This is a genomic window from Hyphomonas sediminis (assembly GCF_019679475.1).
In the GTDB taxonomy this organism is placed as follows: Bacteria; Pseudomonadota; Alphaproteobacteria; order Caulobacterales; family Hyphomonadaceae; genus Hyphomonas; species Hyphomonas sediminis.
This window is the reverse complement of sequence record NZ_JAIEZP010000001.1, coordinates 1808762-1826420: the sequence shown is the minus strand read 5'-3', so window position 1 is coordinate 1826420 and position 17659 is coordinate 1808762. Positions and strand designations below refer to the sequence as shown.

Below are 17659 nucleotides of genomic sequence, written 5' to 3'. Positions count from 1 at the left end.
GCCCCACATGGAGTTCACGCCTTTCCCGGATGTCACCGCCCTCGCCGCGCCCTTCTTCGTGGCGTCGGTGGCGTGGGAATGGTGGGCGGTAAAAACCGGCCACGCCAAAGGCCGCTACGAAACGCGCGACGCGCTGGCCTCCATGGCCATGGGCGTCGGCAATGTGGTGGTCAACACGCTGACAGGCGCCGTCGCCCTCTGGATGATGATGCTCGCCTGGCCCTACCGGGTCACGACCCTACCGCTCACCTGGTGGAGTTTCGCACTCTGCTTCGTGCTCTACGATCTCGTCTATTACTGGAAACACCGCTTCGCCCACCGGATGCGCTGGTTCTGGATGGAGCACGTCACCCATCATTCCTCGCAGCACTACAATCTCACCACCGCGCTGCGTCAGCCATGGTTCGGGCCGTTCACGGGGCTCATCCTCGTCGGCCTGCCGCTCGTCTGGCTGGGCTTCCACCCCTATGTGCTGGCCCTCGTGGGCGGGCTGAACCTCATCTACCAGTTCTGGATTCACACCGAAGCGGTCGGCCAGATGCCCCGCTGGTTCGAGGCGGTGATGAACACGCCCTCCCACCACCGGGTCCACCACGCCACCAATCCGCGCTATCTCGATACCAACTATGCCGGCGTCTTCATCATCTGGGACAAGATGTTCGGCACTTTCGTGCCCGAGCGGGAAGACGACAAGCCAAGCTACGGCATCGTCAAACAACTCTCGACCTACAATCCCTTCACCATCGCCTTCCATGAGTTTGGCGGCCTGCTGCGCGATTGCGCAAAGGATGGGCTGCGCCCGTGGCGCTGGGTCGGCCGCGCGGTCAATGCCCCTGGCTGGAGCCCGCAAGGTGCGCATTCGCGTTCCATCGAGTTGAAACAGGCGTATGTAGAGGCACACCCGGATCAGGCCGGGCAACCAGGACTACCGAAATGACCGACACCCCCGCCCTCATCGCCCGCTATTACGCCGCCTTCAATGCCAAGGACTGGTCCGGCATGGCCGCCTGCGTGGCTGAAGACATCAATCATTTCGTCAATGAGGGCGACAAGCGCGGCGGGCGCGCCGCCTTTGCAGACTTCATCGCCCATATGGACGACTGCTATGATGAGACCCTGACCGACATCGTGGTCATGGCCTCGCCGGACGGCACGCGCGCCTCGGCGGAGTTCATCGTCAACGGCGTCTACAAGAAAACCGATCCCGGCCTGCCTGAAGCCACCGGCCAGACCTACCGCCTGCCCGCCGGCGCCTTCTTCGACATGAAGAATGGCGAGATCGCGCGCGTCACCACCTATTACAATCTCAAAGAGTGGCTCCGCCAGGTCTCATGATCGTCCGCCCCCTTACAGGCGCCGATCTGGAGCAGGCCCTGCCAGCGCTCGCCCGCCTGCGGATAGATGTGTTCAGCGCCTTCCCCTATCTTTATTCGGGCACGGAGGAGTATGAGCAGAAATACCTGCGCAGCTTCGCCGCCGCGCGCGACGCGTTCATCGTCGCCGCAGAGGAAGACGGCCAGATCGTCGGCTGCGCCACCGGCTCGGCGATCGACGATCACCATGGCAAGTTCGCTGCGCCGCTGAAAGCAGCCGGCTACGACCTGCCCTCCACCTTCTATTTCGGCGAGTCCGTCCTGCGTCCCGGCTTCCGGGGCCGCAGCCTCGGCCACGCCTTCTTCGATGCCCGCGAGGCGCATGCGCAGGAACGCGGCTATGTCCGCGCCTGCTTCTGCGCGGTCGCGCGCGCGAAAGACCATCCCCGCCGCCCGGAAGATTACAGCCCGCTCGACACCTTCTGGGAAAAGCGCGGCTACCGGAAACTCTCCGGCATCACCACAGATTTCGCCTGGCCGACCGATCCCGGCGGCCCAGACCTCATCCATCCGATGAATTACTGGATGCGCTCCTTCTGACCCTCCCCGAATGCCGGCAGCCTACCGGCCCAATGAAAGACACGATCATGCGGATCAAGATCAGTACCCTGCTTATGGCGTCTGCCATGGTGCTCGGCGCCTGCGCGCCTGCCGCGCCGCCTGCGCCGCCGCCCCCGGCAGAGCTTCCCGCTGCCAATCCGGAGAACATCCGGGCGGACATGGCCTTCCTCGCCTCCGACGAACTGGAAGGCCGCGAAGCCGGCACGCCGGGCTTCGACCTTGCCGCCGATTACGTCGCCGCCCAGTTCGAGGAAATCGGCCTGCGGCCTGCCGGCGATCAGGGCAGCTATTTCCAGACAATCTCTTTCCTGCGCGCCGTCCGCGCGCCTGAAGGCCGCGCCCTGGAGATCACCAACACCGAAACCGGCGCGCCTCTTCCGTTCACGGAAAATGTTGACTTCGCCATGGGCAGCTCGCTCGCCGGAACCGATGTCGATGTCACCGGCGAAGCGGTCTTCGTCGGCTTCGGCATTGTCGCCCCCGATCTTGGCCGCGACGATTATGCGGGCCTCGATCTTACCGGCAAGGTCGCCGTCATGCTGGCGGGCACGCCCAAAGGCATCCAGACCGAGGAACGCGCCTATTACGGCACGCGCAAATACGCCAATGCGTCCGAGCGCGGCGCCATCGCTGTCGTCCAGCTCGAAACGCCCACCCGCCGCGGCATCTATCCCTTCGAGCGCCTGGTCCGCGAAGGCCGCCTGGATGGCGCCAGCCTCACCTGGATCGCGCCAGACGGCCAACCCTTCGATAGCGCGCCCAACATCAAGGCCTCCGCCTCGGTGAACATGGACAGCGCGGCCAAACTGTTTGAAGGCACCGGCGCAGACTGGTCTGCCATCCTCGCGGCGGCTGAGACCGAAGGCGGCGACGTGAAAGGCTTTGCCCTGCCCTGGACCATTCACATCACCCAGCCTTCCGTACACGATCAGGTCAGCTCAGCCAACGTCATCGGCATGATCGAAGGCACAGACCCCGTCCTGAAAAACGAAGTCATCGTCCTCACCGCTCACCTCGATCATATCGGCATCACCCAAAATTCGATCGAGGAAGACAAGATCAGCAATGGCGCGCTGGACAATGCCAGCGGCACGGCCACGCTGATTGAAGCGGCCCGCATGCTCGCGGCCGGCCCGCCGATGAAGCGGTCGGTTATGTTCATTGCTCTGACGGCGGAAGAAAAAGGCCTGCTCGGCGCACAGTATTTCGCGCAGAACCCTACCGTGCCGAAGGGAAACATCGTCGCCAACGTCAATCTCGACATGCCGATCCTCACCTATCCCTTCACCGACCTGATTGTCTTTGGCGGCACGCGTTCGACCATCATCAACGAGGTGGAAAAAGCCGCCAGGGATATGGGCATCACGCTCAGCCCCGATCCGGTTCCCGATCAGGGCCTGTTCACGCGCTCGGACCATTTCCGCTTCGTCGAAGCTGGCATCCCGTCGGTCTATCTCATCCCCGGCTGGCAGAATGGCGGCGCCGAAGAATACGCCCGCCACATGGCCAACAACTACCACCGCCCATCCGACGACATGTCGAACTCGCTCGACTTTGATGCCGCCGCCCGTTTCGCCACCGTCAAGGCGCGCATCGCCATGGCGCTGGCCAATGCCGACTCGCGTCCTCTCTGGCGCAAGGACGACTTCTTCGCCCGCCAGTTCAACGGCCCCATGGAGCCCTGATCCCGTCCCCGCGCCCGGCCCTTCCGCAAGGGCCGGGTCGCCTCCCATAAAAATCTGAGCGAAACCGCCCGCCTTCCCGTCGGGTCAATCGTGGACAGCTCCTTTAGGCTCGTTAAAGTTCGCCGCGAGACTGCGGCCTGCGCGTCAGCGCGAGAGCCCACACCCGGAGGAGAACCGCCATGCACCCCAGCCACCACGCACGGACCAACCCCGACAAGGCCGCCATTGTCATGGCCGCGTCCGGCGAAACCATCACCTTCCGGGAACTGGACGAGCGTTCGAACCAGATCGCCCACGCCCTGCGCGCCGCCGGCTGCAATCCAGGCGACACCATCGCCATCTTTGCAGAAAACTCCCCGCGCTATTTCGAAGTCTGCTGGGCGGCCCAGCGCTCGGGCCTCTATTTCGTCTGCATCTCTTCGCGCCTCACTGCGCCTGAGGTCCAGTATATCATCGAGGATTCCGGCTCGAAGCTGCTGATCGCGGGCGCCGGCAAGGCCAGCGTCGGCAAGGAAGCCGCCATGGCGGCAGGCATCAGCGCGCTCTGGTCCATTGATGGCGAAGCAGACGGCTTCACAGCGCTGGAGGGTCACTATCCCAGCTTCCCGAAAACTCCGATTGCCGACGAAATGGCCGGCGCCGACATGCTGTATTCCTCCGGCACCACAGGCCGTCCCAAGGGCATCCGCCCAACACTTGAGCGCAACACGCCGATCGATGCAGACAACGTCCTCCTGCAGATCGCCAAGGCAATGTCCGGCGCCAATGAGAATTCGGTCTATCTCTCGCCCGCCCCGCTTTACCACGCCGCCCCGCTGCGCTGGTGCATGACATTCACGCGCATCGGCTCCACCGTTGTCGTGATGGAAAAGTTCGACGCGGAAGACTTCCTGAAGGCTGTCCAGAAATACAAGGTCACGCACACGCAGGTCGTGCCGACCATGTTCGTGAAAATGCTGAAACTGCCCGAGGATGTCCGCAAGTCGTATGATGTCTCCTCGATGCAGTTCGCCATCCACGCAGCAGCGCCTTGCCCTGTTCCGGTCAAAGAACAGATGATCGCCTGGTGGGGGCCGATCATCGACGAGTATTATGCCGGCTCTGAAGGCAACGGGATGACCTATGTGAAAAGCCCCGACTGGCTCACCCATAAGGGCACGGTCGGCCGCGCCATCCACGGCACCGTCCATATCTGTGATGAAGATGGGAACGAAGTGCCCGTCGGCGAAGAAGGCCAGGTCTATTTCTCCGGCACCAGCCCGCCGAACTATCACAACGACCCTGAGAAGAACAAAGCCGCCCTCAACCCGAAACACCCCGACTGGTCGTCCCTCGGCGATGTCGGCAAGCTGGACGCGGATGGCTTCCTCTACCTCACAGACCGCAAGGCCTTCATGATCATTTCCGGCGGCGTGAACATCTATCCGCAGGAAGCCGAGAACATCCTTATCACCCACCCCAAAGTGGCTGACGTGGCCGTCATCGGCGTGCCGGATGAAGAGTTCGGCGAAGCGGTGAAAGCCGTCGTCCAGCCGATGCCGGGCATTGCCCACTCGGAGGAACTCGCCGCCGAGCTGTTGGCCTTCGCCCAGCAGAATCTCTCGAAGATCAAATGCCCCAAGAGCATCGACTTCGACCCCGAACTGCCCCGCCACCCGACCGGCAAACTCTACAAGCGCCTCATCCGAGACCGCTACTGGGGCAACAAGAACAGCCGCATCGTCTGATCGGCTTCGAGACCCAATCACGGCGCAGGATGGCTCAAAGCCGCCCTGCGCCGTTTCCTTTTGTCCCCGAAATGCCTCAAAAAGACACGGTTTGTACCCACAACGACGCCCCCAGACACACCCCGCCCCCTCTCCCTCCGGGAGAGGGCCGGGGTGAGGGCCTCCGCCCCCATCCCCCGTCATCCCGGTTTCGCCGCAGGCGAAGACCGGGACCCAGCCTTCCCCCCCTGGGTCCCGGACATTTGCTCCGCAAATTCCGGGAAGACGCCCAAAAAGCGACGCCCCAACGAAGCTCATCCTGAGCGTCCTTCGCCGGGCTCAGGATGAGGTCGAAGGATAGAGCGGGCTCACCTATCCAACACATCCCCCCAGTACCCACACCACAACCGGCAATCGTATCCACCCCCTCAGTCCCCTGACATATACTCAGCCCATGACACCCCAGATCGCCCGCCTCTACGCCCACGTATTGCCAGTCTTCTGGCCATACCTCTGGCTGCAATTGCGCGCGATCTTCAAGCGGCAGGATGTCGAGCTTCGCACGCTTCTCATCGCCGTCACCAAATGGGGCCACATCCACATCGTCAGCGTCGGCGACCATTGGCGCGCCTACAAGAAACCAGCGCTCACGAAACCCGAATGGAGCGATCTCGTCTGGGAATCCGATCTCCCGACGAACCTCGCCCAAGCCCCGTTGGAGTTTTCCTGTCGTTTTGGGGACGCCGCAGGCGCCCCACCTCCCGAAGCTCATCCTGAGCGAAGTCGAAGGATAAGCGGGCTCACCCCCGACACGTCCTAACTCCCGCCAACCAACCTCCGCCCATCCCCGCGAAGGCGGGGATCTCCCTCAACTCTTTCCCATCTCGCAGCACACCCCGCCGGCCACGCCCCAAAGCGTGCGTTCCGGACGCTGCTGCTGCCACCAGTCCTAAAACAGCCAGCTCTCTGGATTTTCCACAGGCCGGTCTTCGCCCAGCGCCTGAATGCCCTTCACGATCCGCACGATGTACCAGACGATCGCCGCCAGCAGGATCGGAATGCCGATCAGGATCACCGAAAGCACCCCGCCGATCAGGCAATAGGCCAGCATCTTCCAGAAGATATTGATCTGGTTGGAATAGTGGTTCTCGACCAGCGGGTCGCCCTTCCCTTTGCCCAGATAGGCCATCACCACGCCCACCAGTGCCAGCAGCTGGAACAGGATCGGGGCAAACAGGTAAAGGAAATAGATCAGCCGGGCATTTCCGGCAGTGCCGGCGCGGGTGGAAACCTGGGAGGTGTCGGACATGGAAAACTCCGTTGCCCGGCCATTCTGCCCTGCGCGGCGGGCGCTGTCACGCACCGCCTGCCGCCGGGTTTCCCTACCGTGAGCCTTGCAGATTGCCCGCAGCCGCGCCACAAGAAACCATCATACAAGCAACGCGCTGGCTCAGGCGCGCGGCCTCCACAGGCCGGGCTCCTGCAGCGCCAACCAAACTAGGAGGACTCCCATGGCCAATCCGCGCAAAATTGCCTACGCCGATCTTGAATCCCTCGCCGGTCAGGAAGTCGGTGTGTCCGACTGGCATGTGATCGATCAGGCCCGGATCAACCTCTTCGCGGACGCCACCGGCGACCATCAGTGGATCCACGTCGATGAAGAAAAAGCCAAGCAGATGATGGGCTCCACCATCGCGCACGGCTTCCTCACCCTGTCGCTCCTGCCGATGCTGGGCGCTGAAGTGATGCGCGTCGAAGGCGTCACCCGCGGCATCAATTACGGCTCCGACAAGGTCCGCTTTACCAACATGGTTCCGGTGAACTCGAAAGTTCGCCTCCGCCAGAAATGTCTCTCCGTCGAAGCAAAAGCCGGCGGCAAGCAGATGAAGATGGAAGCCACCGTCGAGATCGAAGGCCAGGACCGTCCGGCCCTCGTCGCCGAGTCGATCACCGTTCTCTACGGCTGATTGCTGCCGAAGTTCCGATACGAAAAGGGAGGCTCCGGCCTCCCTTTTTTTATTGCCTCAAAGCTCGCCCCGGCTGAGCGCCTCAGCCCGCCGCAAGGCCCGCGCATCCCACAGCGCGTTGTGCTGCGCCGCTTCGGCAATATCCGTCGGGTAGGCAGAAACTTGTACCAGCTTCATTGCCAGCTCCGGAATCCGCACCATCTGCCCCGGCGAGATGATGAGGCATTGCATCAAGTGTATAAGGTCTTCCGGCCAATCGGCCACAACGACCGGCGCCTTGTCTGCCGCCAGGAACGCCTGAATGGCCCGCCCGAACTGGTCCAGCGGCATCATGTCCGGCCGCGCCCCCGCCACATCGAGGATCGGCAGCACATTCTCCTCGACCCAGGGATGGACATCGAGCCCATCAAGCTCTGCCTGCGGACGGCAAAGGTAGAGCTCACCCGCCTCACCCGACAGGGCAAGACTGATGAGCTCTCCTCCAAAGCCGTTGAACTCGCAGTCCAGGCTGTAGAGCAAAGGCGCTATTCCGCCCGCTCAAGCTTCAGATTGTCCACCTTGCCGACAGCGGCCAGCGCGAAGGCATACTCCGTTGCCGTTTCCTTGAGGCCTTCAAACCGGCCCGAAGCGCCGCCATGGCCTGCATCCATATTGATGCGCAGGAAGTAAGGCCCGCCATTCGGCGCCTCATGGCGCAGCTTGGCCGCCCACTTTGCCGGCTCCCAATAGGTGACGCGCGGATCGGAAACGCCGCCGGTGATCAGCATCGCCGGGTAAGGCTTGTCGCCGACCTGATCATAGGGGCTGTAGGACAGGATCGTGTTGTAAGCGGCTTCGTCCGTCAGCGGATTGCCCCATTCCGGCCACTCCGGCGGTGTCAGCGGCAGGCTCTCGTCCGACATCGTGTTCAGCACATCAACAAACGGCACCGCCGCAATGATGCCGCCGAACAGTTCAGGGTCCATATTGGCCACCGCGCCCATCAACAGGCCACCAGCCGAGCCGCCATGGCCGACGATCCGGCCACGCGAGGTGTAGCCCTTGTCGGCCAGATAGTTCCCGGCGGCAACAAAGTCCTTGAACGTGTTGGTCTTCTTGTCGAGCTTGCCATCAAGATACCATTGATAGCCCTTGGCCTGGCTGCCCCGGATGTGGGCGATCGCGTAGATGAAGCCGCGATCGACAAGGCTGAGACGCCCAGTGCGGAAGTCCGCCGGGATGGTGATCCCGTAGGAGCCGTAGCCATAGAGCAGCAGCGGCGCCGTGCCATCAACCGGCGTATCCTTGTGGCGCAGCAGCGTAACGGGAACTTCCACGCCGTCCCAGGAAGGCACCATGATCCGCTCGACCACATAGTCCGCCGGATTATGACCCGAAGGCACTTCCCGCGTTTTGCGCAGTGTCTTCTCGCGGGTCACCAGATTGTAGTCGTAGACCTGATCGGGCGTAGAGGGAGACGCATAGTCAAACCGCAGAACGGGCGTCTTGTAGTCATAGCCATTGTCGAGGCCGAGATCATAGGCGGCTTCATCAAAGCTGATCGAGTGCGAGGTGCCATCAGCGCGCGACTGGATCACGATGCGCGGCAGGCCGTTCTCCCGCTCCATCAGGGCGAGATAATCCTGCTGGGCGACCATGCCGAGAAGCAGCGTACCCGGACGATGCGGGATCACTTCCTTCCACTCTTCGCGCGAGGTTGCCGTCATCGGCGCCTTCATCAGCTTGAAGTCCACCGCGCCGCCAAGATTGGTGATGATGTAGAACTCACCATCCCACTGCGTCACCGAATACTCATTATCCGTCTCGCGCGGCGCAATCGTGCGCACCACCGGGTCCAGCTCGTCGGCTGGGAACCAGTGGATTTCGGAAGTCGTGTGGCCCGACGCATTGATCAGGATCACTTCCTTGCTCTCGGTCGTCGCGATGCTGACGAAGAAAGCCGGATCGGACTCCTCATAGATCAGCTTGTCTTCGCCGGTCGCCAGCGTGCGCTGGTAGACAGCGTTGGGGCGGCCATTGGGGTCGCGCGCCACCCAGAAGATCGCCTTGCCCGTGGCGCTCCATTCCATCGGCCCATAGGCACTGTCGATCTGGACGCCGGTATCTTCGCCCGTCTCGATATTCTTGACCCGGATTTCGTAATACTCGCTGCCCTTGGTATCGGTGCCATAGGCGACGAACTGGTCATCGGGCGAAATTTCAATGTCGCCAAAGGCAAAATAGTCCTGCCCTTTGCCCATCGCATCGCCATCCAGGATCATCGTCTCGGGCGCGGCCTCGTTGAACGCGTCGGACGCGGGCCGGCGCGCAAACACGGCATACTCGCCGCCTTCACGGAAACGCGTGTAATAAGCCCACTGGTCGTCCACATCTGGAACGGAGCTGTCGTCTTCCTTGATGCGGCCGCGCATTTCGGCAAACAGTTCTTCGCGCAGGGCCGCGGTCGGGTCTTCCAGAACCGCCTTGGTGAAGGCGTTCTCAGCCAGCAGGTAATCGCGGATATCAGCGCGCAGCACAGACGGCTCGCGCATCACGTCCTGCCAGTTTTCATCCTTCAGCCAGTTGTAAGGATCGTTCCGCGTAAAGCCGAGCTGGGTGATCTCATGATCGATCCGCTGCGCCACCGGCGGCGCCGGCAGGCTGACAGCAGTTTCGGCAGGCGCGGTTTCAGTTTTTTCAGTCACCGTCGAACATCCGGTAAAAAGAGTTGTTGCGGCCACTAGGCCGGCGAATTGAGTAGCAAGGCGCATAGGGAAGGCTCCGCTTATCGATATTCGGAATATCTGGCGTGAGCCGGACCACAATGTCCAGCCTTTCCTTAGTCAGCAGGGCGGAAATCCAGCACGATCCCGTTGATGCACCAGCGCATACCGGTTGGCGGTGGGCCGTCATCGAACACATGGCCCATATGCATGCCACAGGTGGCGCAATGGCATTCGGTGCGCGGGTAGCCGATCTTGAAGTCGGTCTTAGTGCCGATCAGGCCGGCTTCGATGGGACGCCAATAGCTGGGCCAGCCCGTGCCGGAATCGAATTTATGTTCGGAAGACCAGAGCGCCGTGCCGCATCCCTTGCAGTGATAGATGCCCTTGCCTTTCTCGTCCTGGTAATTGCCCGGCGTGAAGGCGCGCTCGGTGCCTTCGCCAAAGCCGACCGCATATTCCTGATCGGTCAGCAATTCGCGCCATTCGCGCTCGCTCCGGGTCACCTTGGGGGGCGGTGTGTCGGCCATGGGAAGGCTCCTCGTTTCAATGTCTCGCCTCCCGATATAGTCCCGCAGCAGCCCCTGCAAAAGGCGCCCGCCGCTGAGGCGGCCAGTCTCGCCGGGCCACACCCGAAAATCAGCCGCAATAAGCCGTTGCGGCGCCGTAAGGCTTTGCCTATACAGCGCCTTCCGGTCGGAGCGTGGCGCAGCCCGGTTAGCGCACTAGTCTGGGGGACTAGGGGTCGGAGGTTCGAATCCTCTCGCTCCGACCATTAAATTTCCGGGGAAATCAGCTTCTGAAACAAGCCCTGCCTATGGCAGGCAGGCCTGAAGGCTGTCGCATGATGTTGCTGTGCGGCTTAGCCCGCGCGGCGGGCGCGCAGCGCGTCGAGGCGGGATTTGAGGTCTGACAGTTCGCTCAGCGTTTCGGTCAGCCGTTCGCGGCGGGCTTCGGCGTCGGCGGGCACATCGGTATAGGCCTTGGCCAGCGTCTCCTGCAGCGCGCGGGCATGAGAGGCGGCCTGCGCAGCGCCCGGCGTGATGGCGGCCTTGCCGCCGAGCACAGCGGCCACGCCCTGTTCACTCAGAACAGCCTTGGCGCCTTTCAGTGTCATGCCCCGCTCATGCACGAGGATCTGGATGGCGCGCAGCGCCTCAAGATCCTGCGGGCGGAAGAAGCGGCGCCCGTCGGGGCGCTTCACGGGGCTCACCTGTTTGGGGAAGCGGGTTTCCCAATAGCGCAGCACATGCGGCTCAAGGCCGAGTTCAGCGGCGACTTCTCCGATAGACCTGTAGGCGTCTGCTGATTTTTCAATCCGGGCTCTGAGTGCCGTCATGCAGGTGCCTCCTTAGGTGTCTAGTCTCCGCCGACCTGAGACTTCAGCATCGGCGATGGCCGGAACGTGACGACGCGGCGGGCGGCAATCGGTGCCTCCTGACCGGTCTTCGGGTTGCGGCCTTCGCGGGCCGCCTTGGAGCGGACCACGAAGTTTCCGAAACGTGCCAGCTTCACTTCCTCTTCCTGCTCCAACGCCGCCCCGATCAGGTCGAGTGTGCGGTCAAGCAGGTCAGCGGATTCCTGACGCGTGACGCCCACTTCACGGACGATGGCATCGGTCACTTCAGCACGGGTAAGGGTACGGTCGCTCATTCTGTCAGCCCGTTTCTCTAAAGGAAGCCTAGACCCGGCACCTTAACGAATTCCTAGCGCGGGCGTTAGCTAAATTTGTGTCAGATTTCTTTTGAATCAAAGCCTGAAGAGGCTCGCGCCCCAGGAAAAGCCCCCGCCCATCGCTTCGGAAAGGATGAGATCGCCCGGTTTTGCCTTGCCTGAGCGTACCACATGGTCGAGCGCCAGGGGGATCGAGGCGGCCGACGTATTGGCATGCTCGGTGACCGTCACGACCACCTTTTCCTCAGGGATGCTCAGCTTTTTGGCAACGCCGTCGAGGATGCGCTTGTTGGCCTGGTGGGGCACGAACCAGTCGATGTCCGCCGAGGTGAGGCCCGTCTGGGCGAGCACGGCCTCGATCGCTGCGGAGATGTTCGTCACCGCATGCTTGAACACCTTGTTCCCTTCCATGCGGACGTGGCCGATCGTGCCGGTGGAGCTGACGCCGCCATCGACATAGAGCAGGTCGGACTTGGTGCCATCGGTGCGCACATGGTGCGTGATGATACCGGCGTCCTCTGCGCCGTCCCATTCCACGCATTCCAGCACCACAGCGCCGCCGCCATCGCCGAACAGCACGCAGGTGCCCCGGTCGGACCAGTCGAGAATACGGGTGAACGTCTCAGCTCCAATCACCAGCGCCCGGTGGAACAGGCCCTGCTTCATCATCGAGTCGGCGGTTGCCAGCGCGAACAGGAAGCCCGAGCAAACAGCCTGCACGTCAAACGCCGCGCCGGGGCCGCAGCCGAGCTTGGCCTGTACCGCCGTCGCCGTTGCCGGGAAGGTCTGGTCGGGCGTCGTCGTGGCCAGCACGATCAGATCGATTTGGTCGGGCGTCATACCGGCGGCGTCCAGTGCGCGCCTGGCAGCCTGCACGGCGATATCGGATGTCAGCTCGCCATCGGCGGCAATGTGCCGCTTGCGAATGCCAGTGCGCTCCTGGATCCACTCATCGGTCGTCTCGACCATGGTGGAGAGCTCATCATTGGTCAGCACGCGTTCGGGCAGATAGCTACCGGTTCCGCGGATAAAGCTGCGCCTTGCCATTGTTCTGAAATCCTCGTCTGGCGCGGCGCGCCGTTACTCTGCTGCCAGACCGCCGGTTCCGACACGGGCGAGATTCGCCGCAATCTCGATCCGGTAATCGCTCTGGGCCAGGTCTGCGGCCAGCAGGCATGCCGTGGCAAAGCCGCGGGCATCTGCCCCGCCATGGCTTTTCACCGACACGCCCCCAAGCCCGATTAGCACACCGCCATTCACATTGCTCGGGTCCATGAAGTCCTTGAGCTGCTTCAGCCCGCTCATCGCGAGACCTGCGCCCAGTTTCGACACAAGGTTTGCCGTAAATGCCTCGCGCATCCGGCTTGCCAGCATCCGGGCAACACCCTCGCCCGTCTTCAGCGCCACATTGCCAGTGAAGCCGTCAGTGACGACCACATCTACCGCCCCTGCCGAAATATCGTCGCCTTCGACAAAGCCGCGATAGTCCATCTTCAGCGGCGAGTTGCGCAGCAGCTCATGCGCCTCGCGCACTTCTTCATGGCCCTTCATCTCTTCGGAACCGATGTTGAGCAAACCCACGGACGGGCGCTCCACGCCGAGCGTCGCGCGGGCAAACGCCTCGCCCATGATGGCAAAGGTCACCAGCTGTTCGGCGTCGGCCTCGACATTGGCGCCTACGTCCAGAACCACAGTACGCCCGCGCAGCGTTGGCCACAGCGCCGTCATCGCCGGGCGGTGCACGCCGTCCATCTTGCGCAGCTGCAGCATTGAGATTGCCATCAGTGCGCCGGTATTGCCCGCCGAAACCGACGCGTCCGCACGGCCTTCCTTCACTGCCTCGACGGCATTCCACATCGAGCTTCCCTTGCCCCGGCGCAGCGCCTGGCTGGGCTTCATATCGGAAGTGATCTTCTCGGCGGCGTGAACAATCGTCACCCGGCCCGCAAGGCCCGCCTTGGCCGCCACCAGCGGGGTCAGCACGGCCTCATCGCCATGCAGAAGCGCAACCGCTTCAGGCCGCCGCGCGAGAAACTCGGCGGTTCCGTCAACGGTAATGCCCGGTGCGGCGTCGCCGCCCATGGCATCGATAGAGAGCGTCAGTTTGCGCTGCATGGAAGACAACCGCTGCGTTACGGCAATATGCGTATTTTTGCGTGGTTTAAGTGGCACCGCACACCAAAGCAACGGGCCAGATGCGATGCATGACTACCAGATTGGACTCACGCCGCCGGCTCATGCCCGCCACAGGCGAAGCCGCCGGTGAGGATTTCCGCGTCCGTCTGCCCTGCAAACACAGACTGATAGCGCCGCAACGCATCGGTCATTGCGCCCAGCTGCTCAGCTTTTACAACGCCGTTGCGCCGCAACACATCAGCCAGCGCCGTATCCGAATCGGTCTCTTGCAACGCCGCAAGCAGCGCCCGGCCCAACCCGGAATGCGACTCGGCCAGCGTGCGTACCTTGCGGGCAATCGAATGGTCGCCCACGCCTTTTTCCCGGAACGCGGCGTCAAACCCGTCGAGAACCAGGGCGTTCAGCCGCTCGGTCATTTCCGCAGCCAGCGGCCCGCCAATCGCGGCGAGACGGCTGCAGGCGAGCGCTGTCATCACCGTCACCATCTGCGCGCGCCCCTCGAAATTGTCGATGGCACCGCGCGTCTCGTAGTGCACCGGCATCAATGCCTCGCGCAGCAGACGGCCATAGGCTTCCGCCACCGCCTTTTTCAATGCGCCGCGGCGCCGGAACCAGCTACCTGAAAAAGCGATCACCCCTGTACTCCAATGCTTGCCAAGCCCGGTTACCTGTCGCTAGGTCTGCGGTCAAAGTCTAACAGGAGCCCTAGATGGCGCGTCTTTCCCTTGTCGCCGCCGGCATTCTTGCCGCCCTGCCTCTGACCGCGTGTCTGAGCCCGGCGCGGGATTTCCACGGCTATATTGCCGATGAGGTCCAGCCCGCCAACATCAAGCCAGGCGAGGACACCCGGTCCACCGTACTGGCCCAGCTCGGATCGCCATCGACCGAAGGCCTCTTCGACACCAATACCTGGTTCTACTATTCAGACATTCAGGAGCGTTTCGCCTTCTACAAGCCGAAGGTTGTGGAACGTTCCATCATCGCCATTCGCTTCGGTGAAGACGATGCCGTCGACGAGGTTGTGAAATACTCTGTCAATGATGGCGAGATCGTTTCGTATGCTGCACGCGAAACACCCACACGCGGTCGCGAGCTTGGCTTCTGGGAACAGATCTTCGGCACCGTTGGCGCCATGCGCCTGCCCAATACCGACGAAATCACACCGAACAACCCGACCGGTCGCCGCTGATCCACAGCGCCCGCCTACAAAGTCCGAAGGCCGCATCCGGCAAGCCGGTGCGGCCTTCTTCGTTCAGGCGAGGTCAGCAACGGCCTCTGGTGGCCACCGGGGCTTCGTGAGACGCTTGGCGTGTCAGCACGGGCCCCAACCGGAGTGTTGCTGGTCCCTTCTGACCCTCCCTTCGCGGCTTTCTTTTCTGGTTTTGGGTGGCCGCCTTCGCGCAGACAATAGTTTCCGCTGAGGCGTCGCCCAATTGAAACGGGCCTGAGCCGATATAGAAATTCCTGATATGTGCACCGCACAAAGAAAACCCCCGGAGTTTCCTCCGGGGGGCTTCCATTCATTTCTCCACCGACAATCAGTGACCGGCCAATACCGCGAGCATCAGCAGCGCAACGATGTTGGTAATCTTGATCATCGGATTCACGGCCGGTCCGGAAGTGTCCTTGTAGGGATCACCCACCGTATCGCCCGTCACGGCGGCCTTGTGAGCTTCAGAGCCCTTGCCCCCATGATGGCCGTCTTCAATGTATTTCTTGGCGTTGTCCCATGCGCCACCGCCCGAGGTCATCGAGATGGCAACGAACAGGCCCGTCACGATCACACCCAGCAGCATCGCGCCGACCGAGGCCAGGGCCTCACCAGGTCCGCCAATCACCAGGATCGCACCAAACAGGACGATCGGCGAAAGCACTGGCAGCAGAGAAGGAATGATCATTTCCTTGATCGCCGCCTGAGTCAGCATGTCCACGGCGCGGCCATAATCAGGCTTCACTTCGCCTTTCATGATGCCCGGCATTTCGCGGAACTGGCGGCGCACTTCATCAACAACCGATTGGGCAGCCCGGCCCACAGCCATCATCGACATACCGCCGAACAGGAAGGGAAGAAGCCCACCAAACAGCAGTCCGACCACCACATAGGGATTGGCAATCGAGAAGTCAGCAACCACACCGTAGAAGAATGACCCCTTATCGGCATTCTGCGAGAAATACCGAAGGTCTTCAGCATACGCCGCAAACAGCACTAGCGCGCCGAGACCGGCAGAGCCGATCGCATAGCCCTTGGTAACCGCTTTGGTCGTATTGCCAACTGCGTCGAGCGCATCGGTTGTGTCACGCACTTCCGAAGGCAGTTCCGACATTTCGGCAATACCGCCTGCATTGTCCGTCACCGGACCAAATGCGTCGAGCGCAACGATGATACCAGCAAGCGCCAGCATCGTCGTCGTGGCAATGGCAATGCCGTAGAGGCCAGCCAGGTTGTAGGTCAGCAGGATGCCGCCGATGATGATCAGCGCCGGCAGGGCCGTTGCTTCCAGCGAAACGGCAAGCCCCTGAATAACGTTCGTGCCATGGCCGGACTCCGAAGCTTTCGCAATGGAGCGCACCGGACGGTACTTCGTCTCTGTGTAGTAAGCCGTCACCACAACGATCAGAAGGGTCACAAACAAACCTGCCACGCCGCAGGCAAACAGCTTCCAGCCTGTGATCTGGGCAGCCTCGCCTGTCATGGGGTCCACCAAGCCGAGAAGCGCGCCAGCGCCGTCAAGCGTGCCGCCGAGGCCGCCCGGAATGACGGTGTGGATCGCCAGCGCCAGGCCGCCAATCGAGAGCACACCGGCCACGTTGAGCGCCTTGTAGAGCGCGCCCATGACATTGGTCGAGCCCTTGGAAAGGTTGGCAAAGAAGGTGCCGATGATGGAAGTCACGATACAGACGGCCCCGATGGCCAGCGGCAGCATCATGATCTCTGCGATGTAAGGCGTGGAGGCAAAATAGATCCCGCCCAGAACCATCGTGGCAACCAGGGTCACCGCATAGGTTTCGAACAGGTCAGCCGCCATGCCGGCACAGTCACCGACATTGTCGCCCACATTGTCTGCAATCGTCGCCGGGTTACGCGGATCATCTTCCGGTATGCCCGCTTCAACCTTGCCGACCATGTCGCCGCCAACGTCGGCCCCCTTGGTGAAGATGCCGCCGCCCAGACGGGCAAAGATGGAGATGAGCGAGGCGCCGAAACCAAGCGCAACCAATGCGTCGATGATTTCGCGCTTCTGGTCTTCATCACCGAGGCTCAGGCCCAGTGGCCCTGTCAGCAGGCCATAATAACCAACGATGCCAATCAGTGCGAGGCCGACGACGAGCATCCCCGTCACCGCGCCGGACTTGAACGCCATCTTGAGGCCTTCGTTCAGCCCCTGCCGCGAAGCTTCCGTCGTGCGCACATTGGCGCGCACCGAAACCAGCATGCCGATATAGCCCGCCGCACCGGACAGAACCGCGCCGATCACAAAGCCAAGCGCCGCCTTCCAGCTGAGCGCAAAGATCAGCACAAGTGCCACCACGACGCCGACAATGCCGATGGTGCGATACTGGCGCTTCAGATACGCGTTAGCGCCTTCCTGAATGGCTGCCGCAATTTCCAGCATGCGGGCGTTGCCCGCAGGTGCTTTCATTATCGATTGGATCTGAACCCAACCGTAAACGATCGATAGGATGCCCGCGCCAAGCGCGAGCCAATACCAGTTCATCATGTTTCCTCCTTGCGTTCCCCGAAAGTGAAACTCAGCCGGATTATGCTCCGGTCCGGTCTCATTTTTGTTTAGACTAACTTGCCTGCCAGTCAGGCCAGGCGCGCGCAAGATGCATCGCGTCAGGAGCGAACGGCAG

Annotated in this window: 18 protein-coding genes and 1 tRNA gene; 9 read left to right on the top strand and 10 right to left on the bottom strand. The window is 62.2% G+C overall.

The features are described from left to right. The first annotated feature begins 7 nt into the window (after window positions 1–7). From K1X12_RS09205 to K1X12_RS09180, 6 genes are all read left to right on the top strand, one after another. Complete coding sequence (locus tag K1X12_RS09205; protein WP_220987305.1) at window positions 8–937, top strand: sterol desaturase family protein; 930 nt, start codon at window positions 8–10, stop codon at window positions 935–937. Then, window positions 934–1335, top strand: coding sequence for a ketosteroid isomerase-related protein (locus K1X12_RS09200; RefSeq protein WP_220987304.1), 402 nt, complete (start codon window positions 934–936; stop codon window positions 1333–1335). The genes K1X12_RS09205 and K1X12_RS09200 overlap by 4 nt, the downstream gene beginning before the upstream one ends. Then, the gene (locus K1X12_RS09195) at window positions 1332–1913 is read left to right on the top strand and encodes a GNAT family N-acetyltransferase (RefSeq protein ID WP_225907927.1); all 582 of its coding nucleotides are present in this window, start codon (window positions 1332–1334) and stop codon (window positions 1911–1913) included. The genes K1X12_RS09200 and K1X12_RS09195 overlap by 4 nt, the downstream gene beginning before the upstream one ends. A gap of 32 nt (window positions 1914–1945) precedes the next feature. Beyond that, complete coding sequence (locus tag K1X12_RS09190) at window positions 1946–3619, top strand: M28 family metallopeptidase (protein ID WP_225907926.1); 1674 nt, start codon at window positions 1946–1948, stop codon at window positions 3617–3619. A 179-nt stretch (window positions 3620–3798) separates the two neighbouring features. Next, window positions 3799–5346 carry an acyl-CoA synthetase gene (locus K1X12_RS09185; protein WP_220987302.1) on the top strand — a complete coding sequence of 516 codons (1548 nt, stop codon included), beginning with the start codon at window positions 3799–3801 and terminating at the stop codon, window positions 5344–5346. Between the two features lie 433 nt (window positions 5347–5779). Beyond that, window positions 5780–6145 carry a hypothetical protein gene (locus K1X12_RS09180; RefSeq protein ID WP_220987301.1) on the top strand — a complete coding sequence of 122 codons (366 nt, stop codon included), beginning with the start codon at window positions 5780–5782 and terminating at the stop codon, window positions 6143–6145. 129 nt (window positions 6146–6274) lie between these two features. Here the strand turns inward: K1X12_RS09180 and K1X12_RS09175 are convergent, their stop codons facing one another. Continuing rightward, entirely contained in the window at window positions 6275–6634 is a 360-nt protein-coding gene (locus K1X12_RS09175; RefSeq protein WP_220987300.1) for a DUF4870 family protein, read from the bottom strand. Window positions 6635–6836: 202 nt separating this feature from the next. Here K1X12_RS09175 and K1X12_RS09170 point away from each other — a divergent pair, with 202 nt between their 5' ends. Next, window positions 6837–7292, top strand: coding sequence for a MaoC family dehydratase (locus tag K1X12_RS09170; protein WP_220987299.1), 456 nt, complete (start codon window positions 6837–6839; stop codon window positions 7290–7292). A gap of 57 nt (window positions 7293–7349) precedes the next feature. On the opposite strand, the gene K1X12_RS09165 is transcribed toward K1X12_RS09170, so the two are convergent. The 3 genes from K1X12_RS09165 to msrB all read right to left on the bottom strand — a co-directional run bounded on the left by K1X12_RS09165 (window position 7350) and on the right by msrB (window position 10524). Continuing rightward, a complete protein-coding gene (locus tag K1X12_RS09165) occupies window positions 7350–7811 on the bottom strand; it encodes a hypothetical protein (RefSeq protein WP_220987298.1) in 462 nt (153 codons plus the stop codon). 5 nt (window positions 7812–7816) lie between these two features. Continuing rightward, complete coding sequence (locus K1X12_RS09160) at window positions 7817–9976, bottom strand: S9 family peptidase (protein ID WP_369426083.1); 2160 nt, start codon at window positions 9974–9976, stop codon at window positions 7817–7819. Between the two features lie 134 nt (window positions 9977–10110). Further along, window positions 10111–10524 (bottom strand): peptide-methionine (R)-S-oxide reductase MsrB, encoded by a 414-nt coding sequence (msrB, locus tag K1X12_RS09155; protein ID WP_220987296.1) that lies wholly within the window; start codon window positions 10522–10524, stop codon window positions 10111–10113. 167 nt (window positions 10525–10691) lie between these two features. Between msrB and K1X12_RS09150 the strand changes: the two genes are divergently transcribed. Continuing rightward, window positions 10692–10769: transfer RNA gene (locus tag K1X12_RS09150), tRNA-Pro, on the top strand. An 87-nt stretch (window positions 10770–10856) separates the two neighbouring features. On the opposite strand, the gene K1X12_RS09145 is transcribed toward K1X12_RS09150, so the two are convergent. From K1X12_RS09145 to K1X12_RS09125, 5 genes are all read right to left on the bottom strand, one after another. After that, window positions 10857–11333 carry a MerR family transcriptional regulator gene (locus tag K1X12_RS09145; protein WP_220987295.1) on the bottom strand — a complete coding sequence of 159 codons (477 nt, stop codon included), beginning with the start codon at window positions 11331–11333 and terminating at the stop codon, window positions 10857–10859. A 20-nt stretch (window positions 11334–11353) separates the two neighbouring features. After that, the gene (locus K1X12_RS09140) at window positions 11354–11647 is read right to left on the bottom strand and encodes an integration host factor subunit alpha (RefSeq protein ID WP_220987294.1); all 294 of its coding nucleotides are present in this window, start codon (window positions 11645–11647) and stop codon (window positions 11354–11356) included. Between the two features lie 96 nt (window positions 11648–11743). Then, window positions 11744–12715, bottom strand: a complete 972-nt coding sequence (locus K1X12_RS09135) for a beta-ketoacyl-ACP synthase III (RefSeq protein WP_220987293.1) — start codon at window positions 12713–12715, stop codon at window positions 11744–11746. Window positions 12716–12748: 33 nt separating this feature from the next. Continuing rightward, the gene (gene plsX, locus K1X12_RS09130) at window positions 12749–13783 is read right to left on the bottom strand and encodes a phosphate acyltransferase PlsX (RefSeq protein ID WP_220987292.1); all 1035 of its coding nucleotides are present in this window, start codon (window positions 13781–13783) and stop codon (window positions 12749–12751) included. Between the two features lie 107 nt (window positions 13784–13890). Further along, window positions 13891–14439, bottom strand: a complete 549-nt coding sequence (locus K1X12_RS09125; protein WP_220987291.1) for a ubiquinol-cytochrome C chaperone family protein — start codon at window positions 14437–14439, stop codon at window positions 13891–13893. 74 nt (window positions 14440–14513) lie between these two features. Here K1X12_RS09125 and K1X12_RS09120 point away from each other — a divergent pair, with 74 nt between their 5' ends. Then, the gene (locus tag K1X12_RS09120; protein WP_220987290.1) at window positions 14514–14993 is read left to right on the top strand and encodes an outer membrane protein assembly factor BamE; all 480 of its coding nucleotides are present in this window, start codon (window positions 14514–14516) and stop codon (window positions 14991–14993) included. Window positions 14994–15342: 349 nt separating this feature from the next. Here the strand turns inward: K1X12_RS09120 and K1X12_RS09115 are convergent, their stop codons facing one another. Then, window positions 15343–17520 carry a sodium-translocating pyrophosphatase gene (locus K1X12_RS09115; protein ID WP_220988844.1) on the bottom strand — a complete coding sequence of 726 codons (2178 nt, stop codon included), beginning with the start codon at window positions 17518–17520 and terminating at the stop codon, window positions 15343–15345. Window positions 17521–17659 lie beyond the last annotated feature (139 nt).

Excerpts from the sequence above, each read along its gene's own strand:
- K1X12_RS09205 (WP_220987305.1), top strand. The coding sequence starts at position 8 with ATGGAGTTCACGCCTTTCCCGGATGTCACCGCCCTCGCCGCGCCCTTC.
- K1X12_RS09200 (WP_220987304.1), top strand. The coding sequence starts at position 934 with ATGACCGACACCCCCGCCCTCATCGCCCGCTATTACGCCGCCTTCAAT.
- K1X12_RS09195 (WP_225907927.1), top strand. The coding sequence starts at position 1,332 with ATGATCGTCCGCCCCCTTACAGGCGCCGATCTGGAGCAGGCCCTGCCA.
- K1X12_RS09190 (WP_225907926.1), top strand. The coding sequence starts at position 1,946 with ATGAAAGACACGATCATGCGGATCAAGATCAGTACCCTGCTTATGGCG.
- K1X12_RS09185 (WP_220987302.1), top strand. The coding sequence starts at position 3,799 with ATGCACCCCAGCCACCACGCACGGACCAACCCCGACAAGGCCGCCATT.
- K1X12_RS09180 (WP_220987301.1), top strand. The coding sequence starts at position 5,780 with ATGACACCCCAGATCGCCCGCCTCTACGCCCACGTATTGCCAGTCTTC.
- K1X12_RS09175 (WP_220987300.1), bottom strand. The coding sequence starts at position 6,634 with ATGTCCGACACCTCCCAGGTTTCCACCCGCGCCGGCACTGCCGGAAAT.
- K1X12_RS09170 (WP_220987299.1), top strand. The coding sequence starts at position 6,837 with ATGGCCAATCCGCGCAAAATTGCCTACGCCGATCTTGAATCCCTCGCC.
- msrB (WP_220987296.1), bottom strand. The coding sequence starts at position 10,524 with ATGGCCGACACACCGCCCCCCAAGGTGACCCGGAGCGAGCGCGAATGG.
- K1X12_RS09145 (WP_220987295.1), bottom strand. The coding sequence starts at position 11,333 with ATGACGGCACTCAGAGCCCGGATTGAAAAATCAGCAGACGCCTACAGG.
- K1X12_RS09140 (WP_220987294.1), bottom strand. The coding sequence starts at position 11,647 with ATGAGCGACCGTACCCTTACCCGTGCTGAAGTGACCGATGCCATCGTC.
- K1X12_RS09135 (WP_220987293.1), bottom strand. The coding sequence starts at position 12,715 with ATGGCAAGGCGCAGCTTTATCCGCGGAACCGGTAGCTATCTGCCCGAA.
- plsX (WP_220987292.1), bottom strand. The coding sequence starts at position 13,783 with ATGCAGCGCAAACTGACGCTCTCTATCGATGCCATGGGCGGCGACGCC.
- K1X12_RS09120 (WP_220987290.1), top strand. The coding sequence starts at position 14,514 with ATGGCGCGTCTTTCCCTTGTCGCCGCCGGCATTCTTGCCGCCCTGCCT.
- K1X12_RS09115 (WP_220988844.1), bottom strand. The coding sequence starts at position 17,520 with ATGAACTGGTATTGGCTCGCGCTTGGCGCGGGCATCCTATCGATCGTT.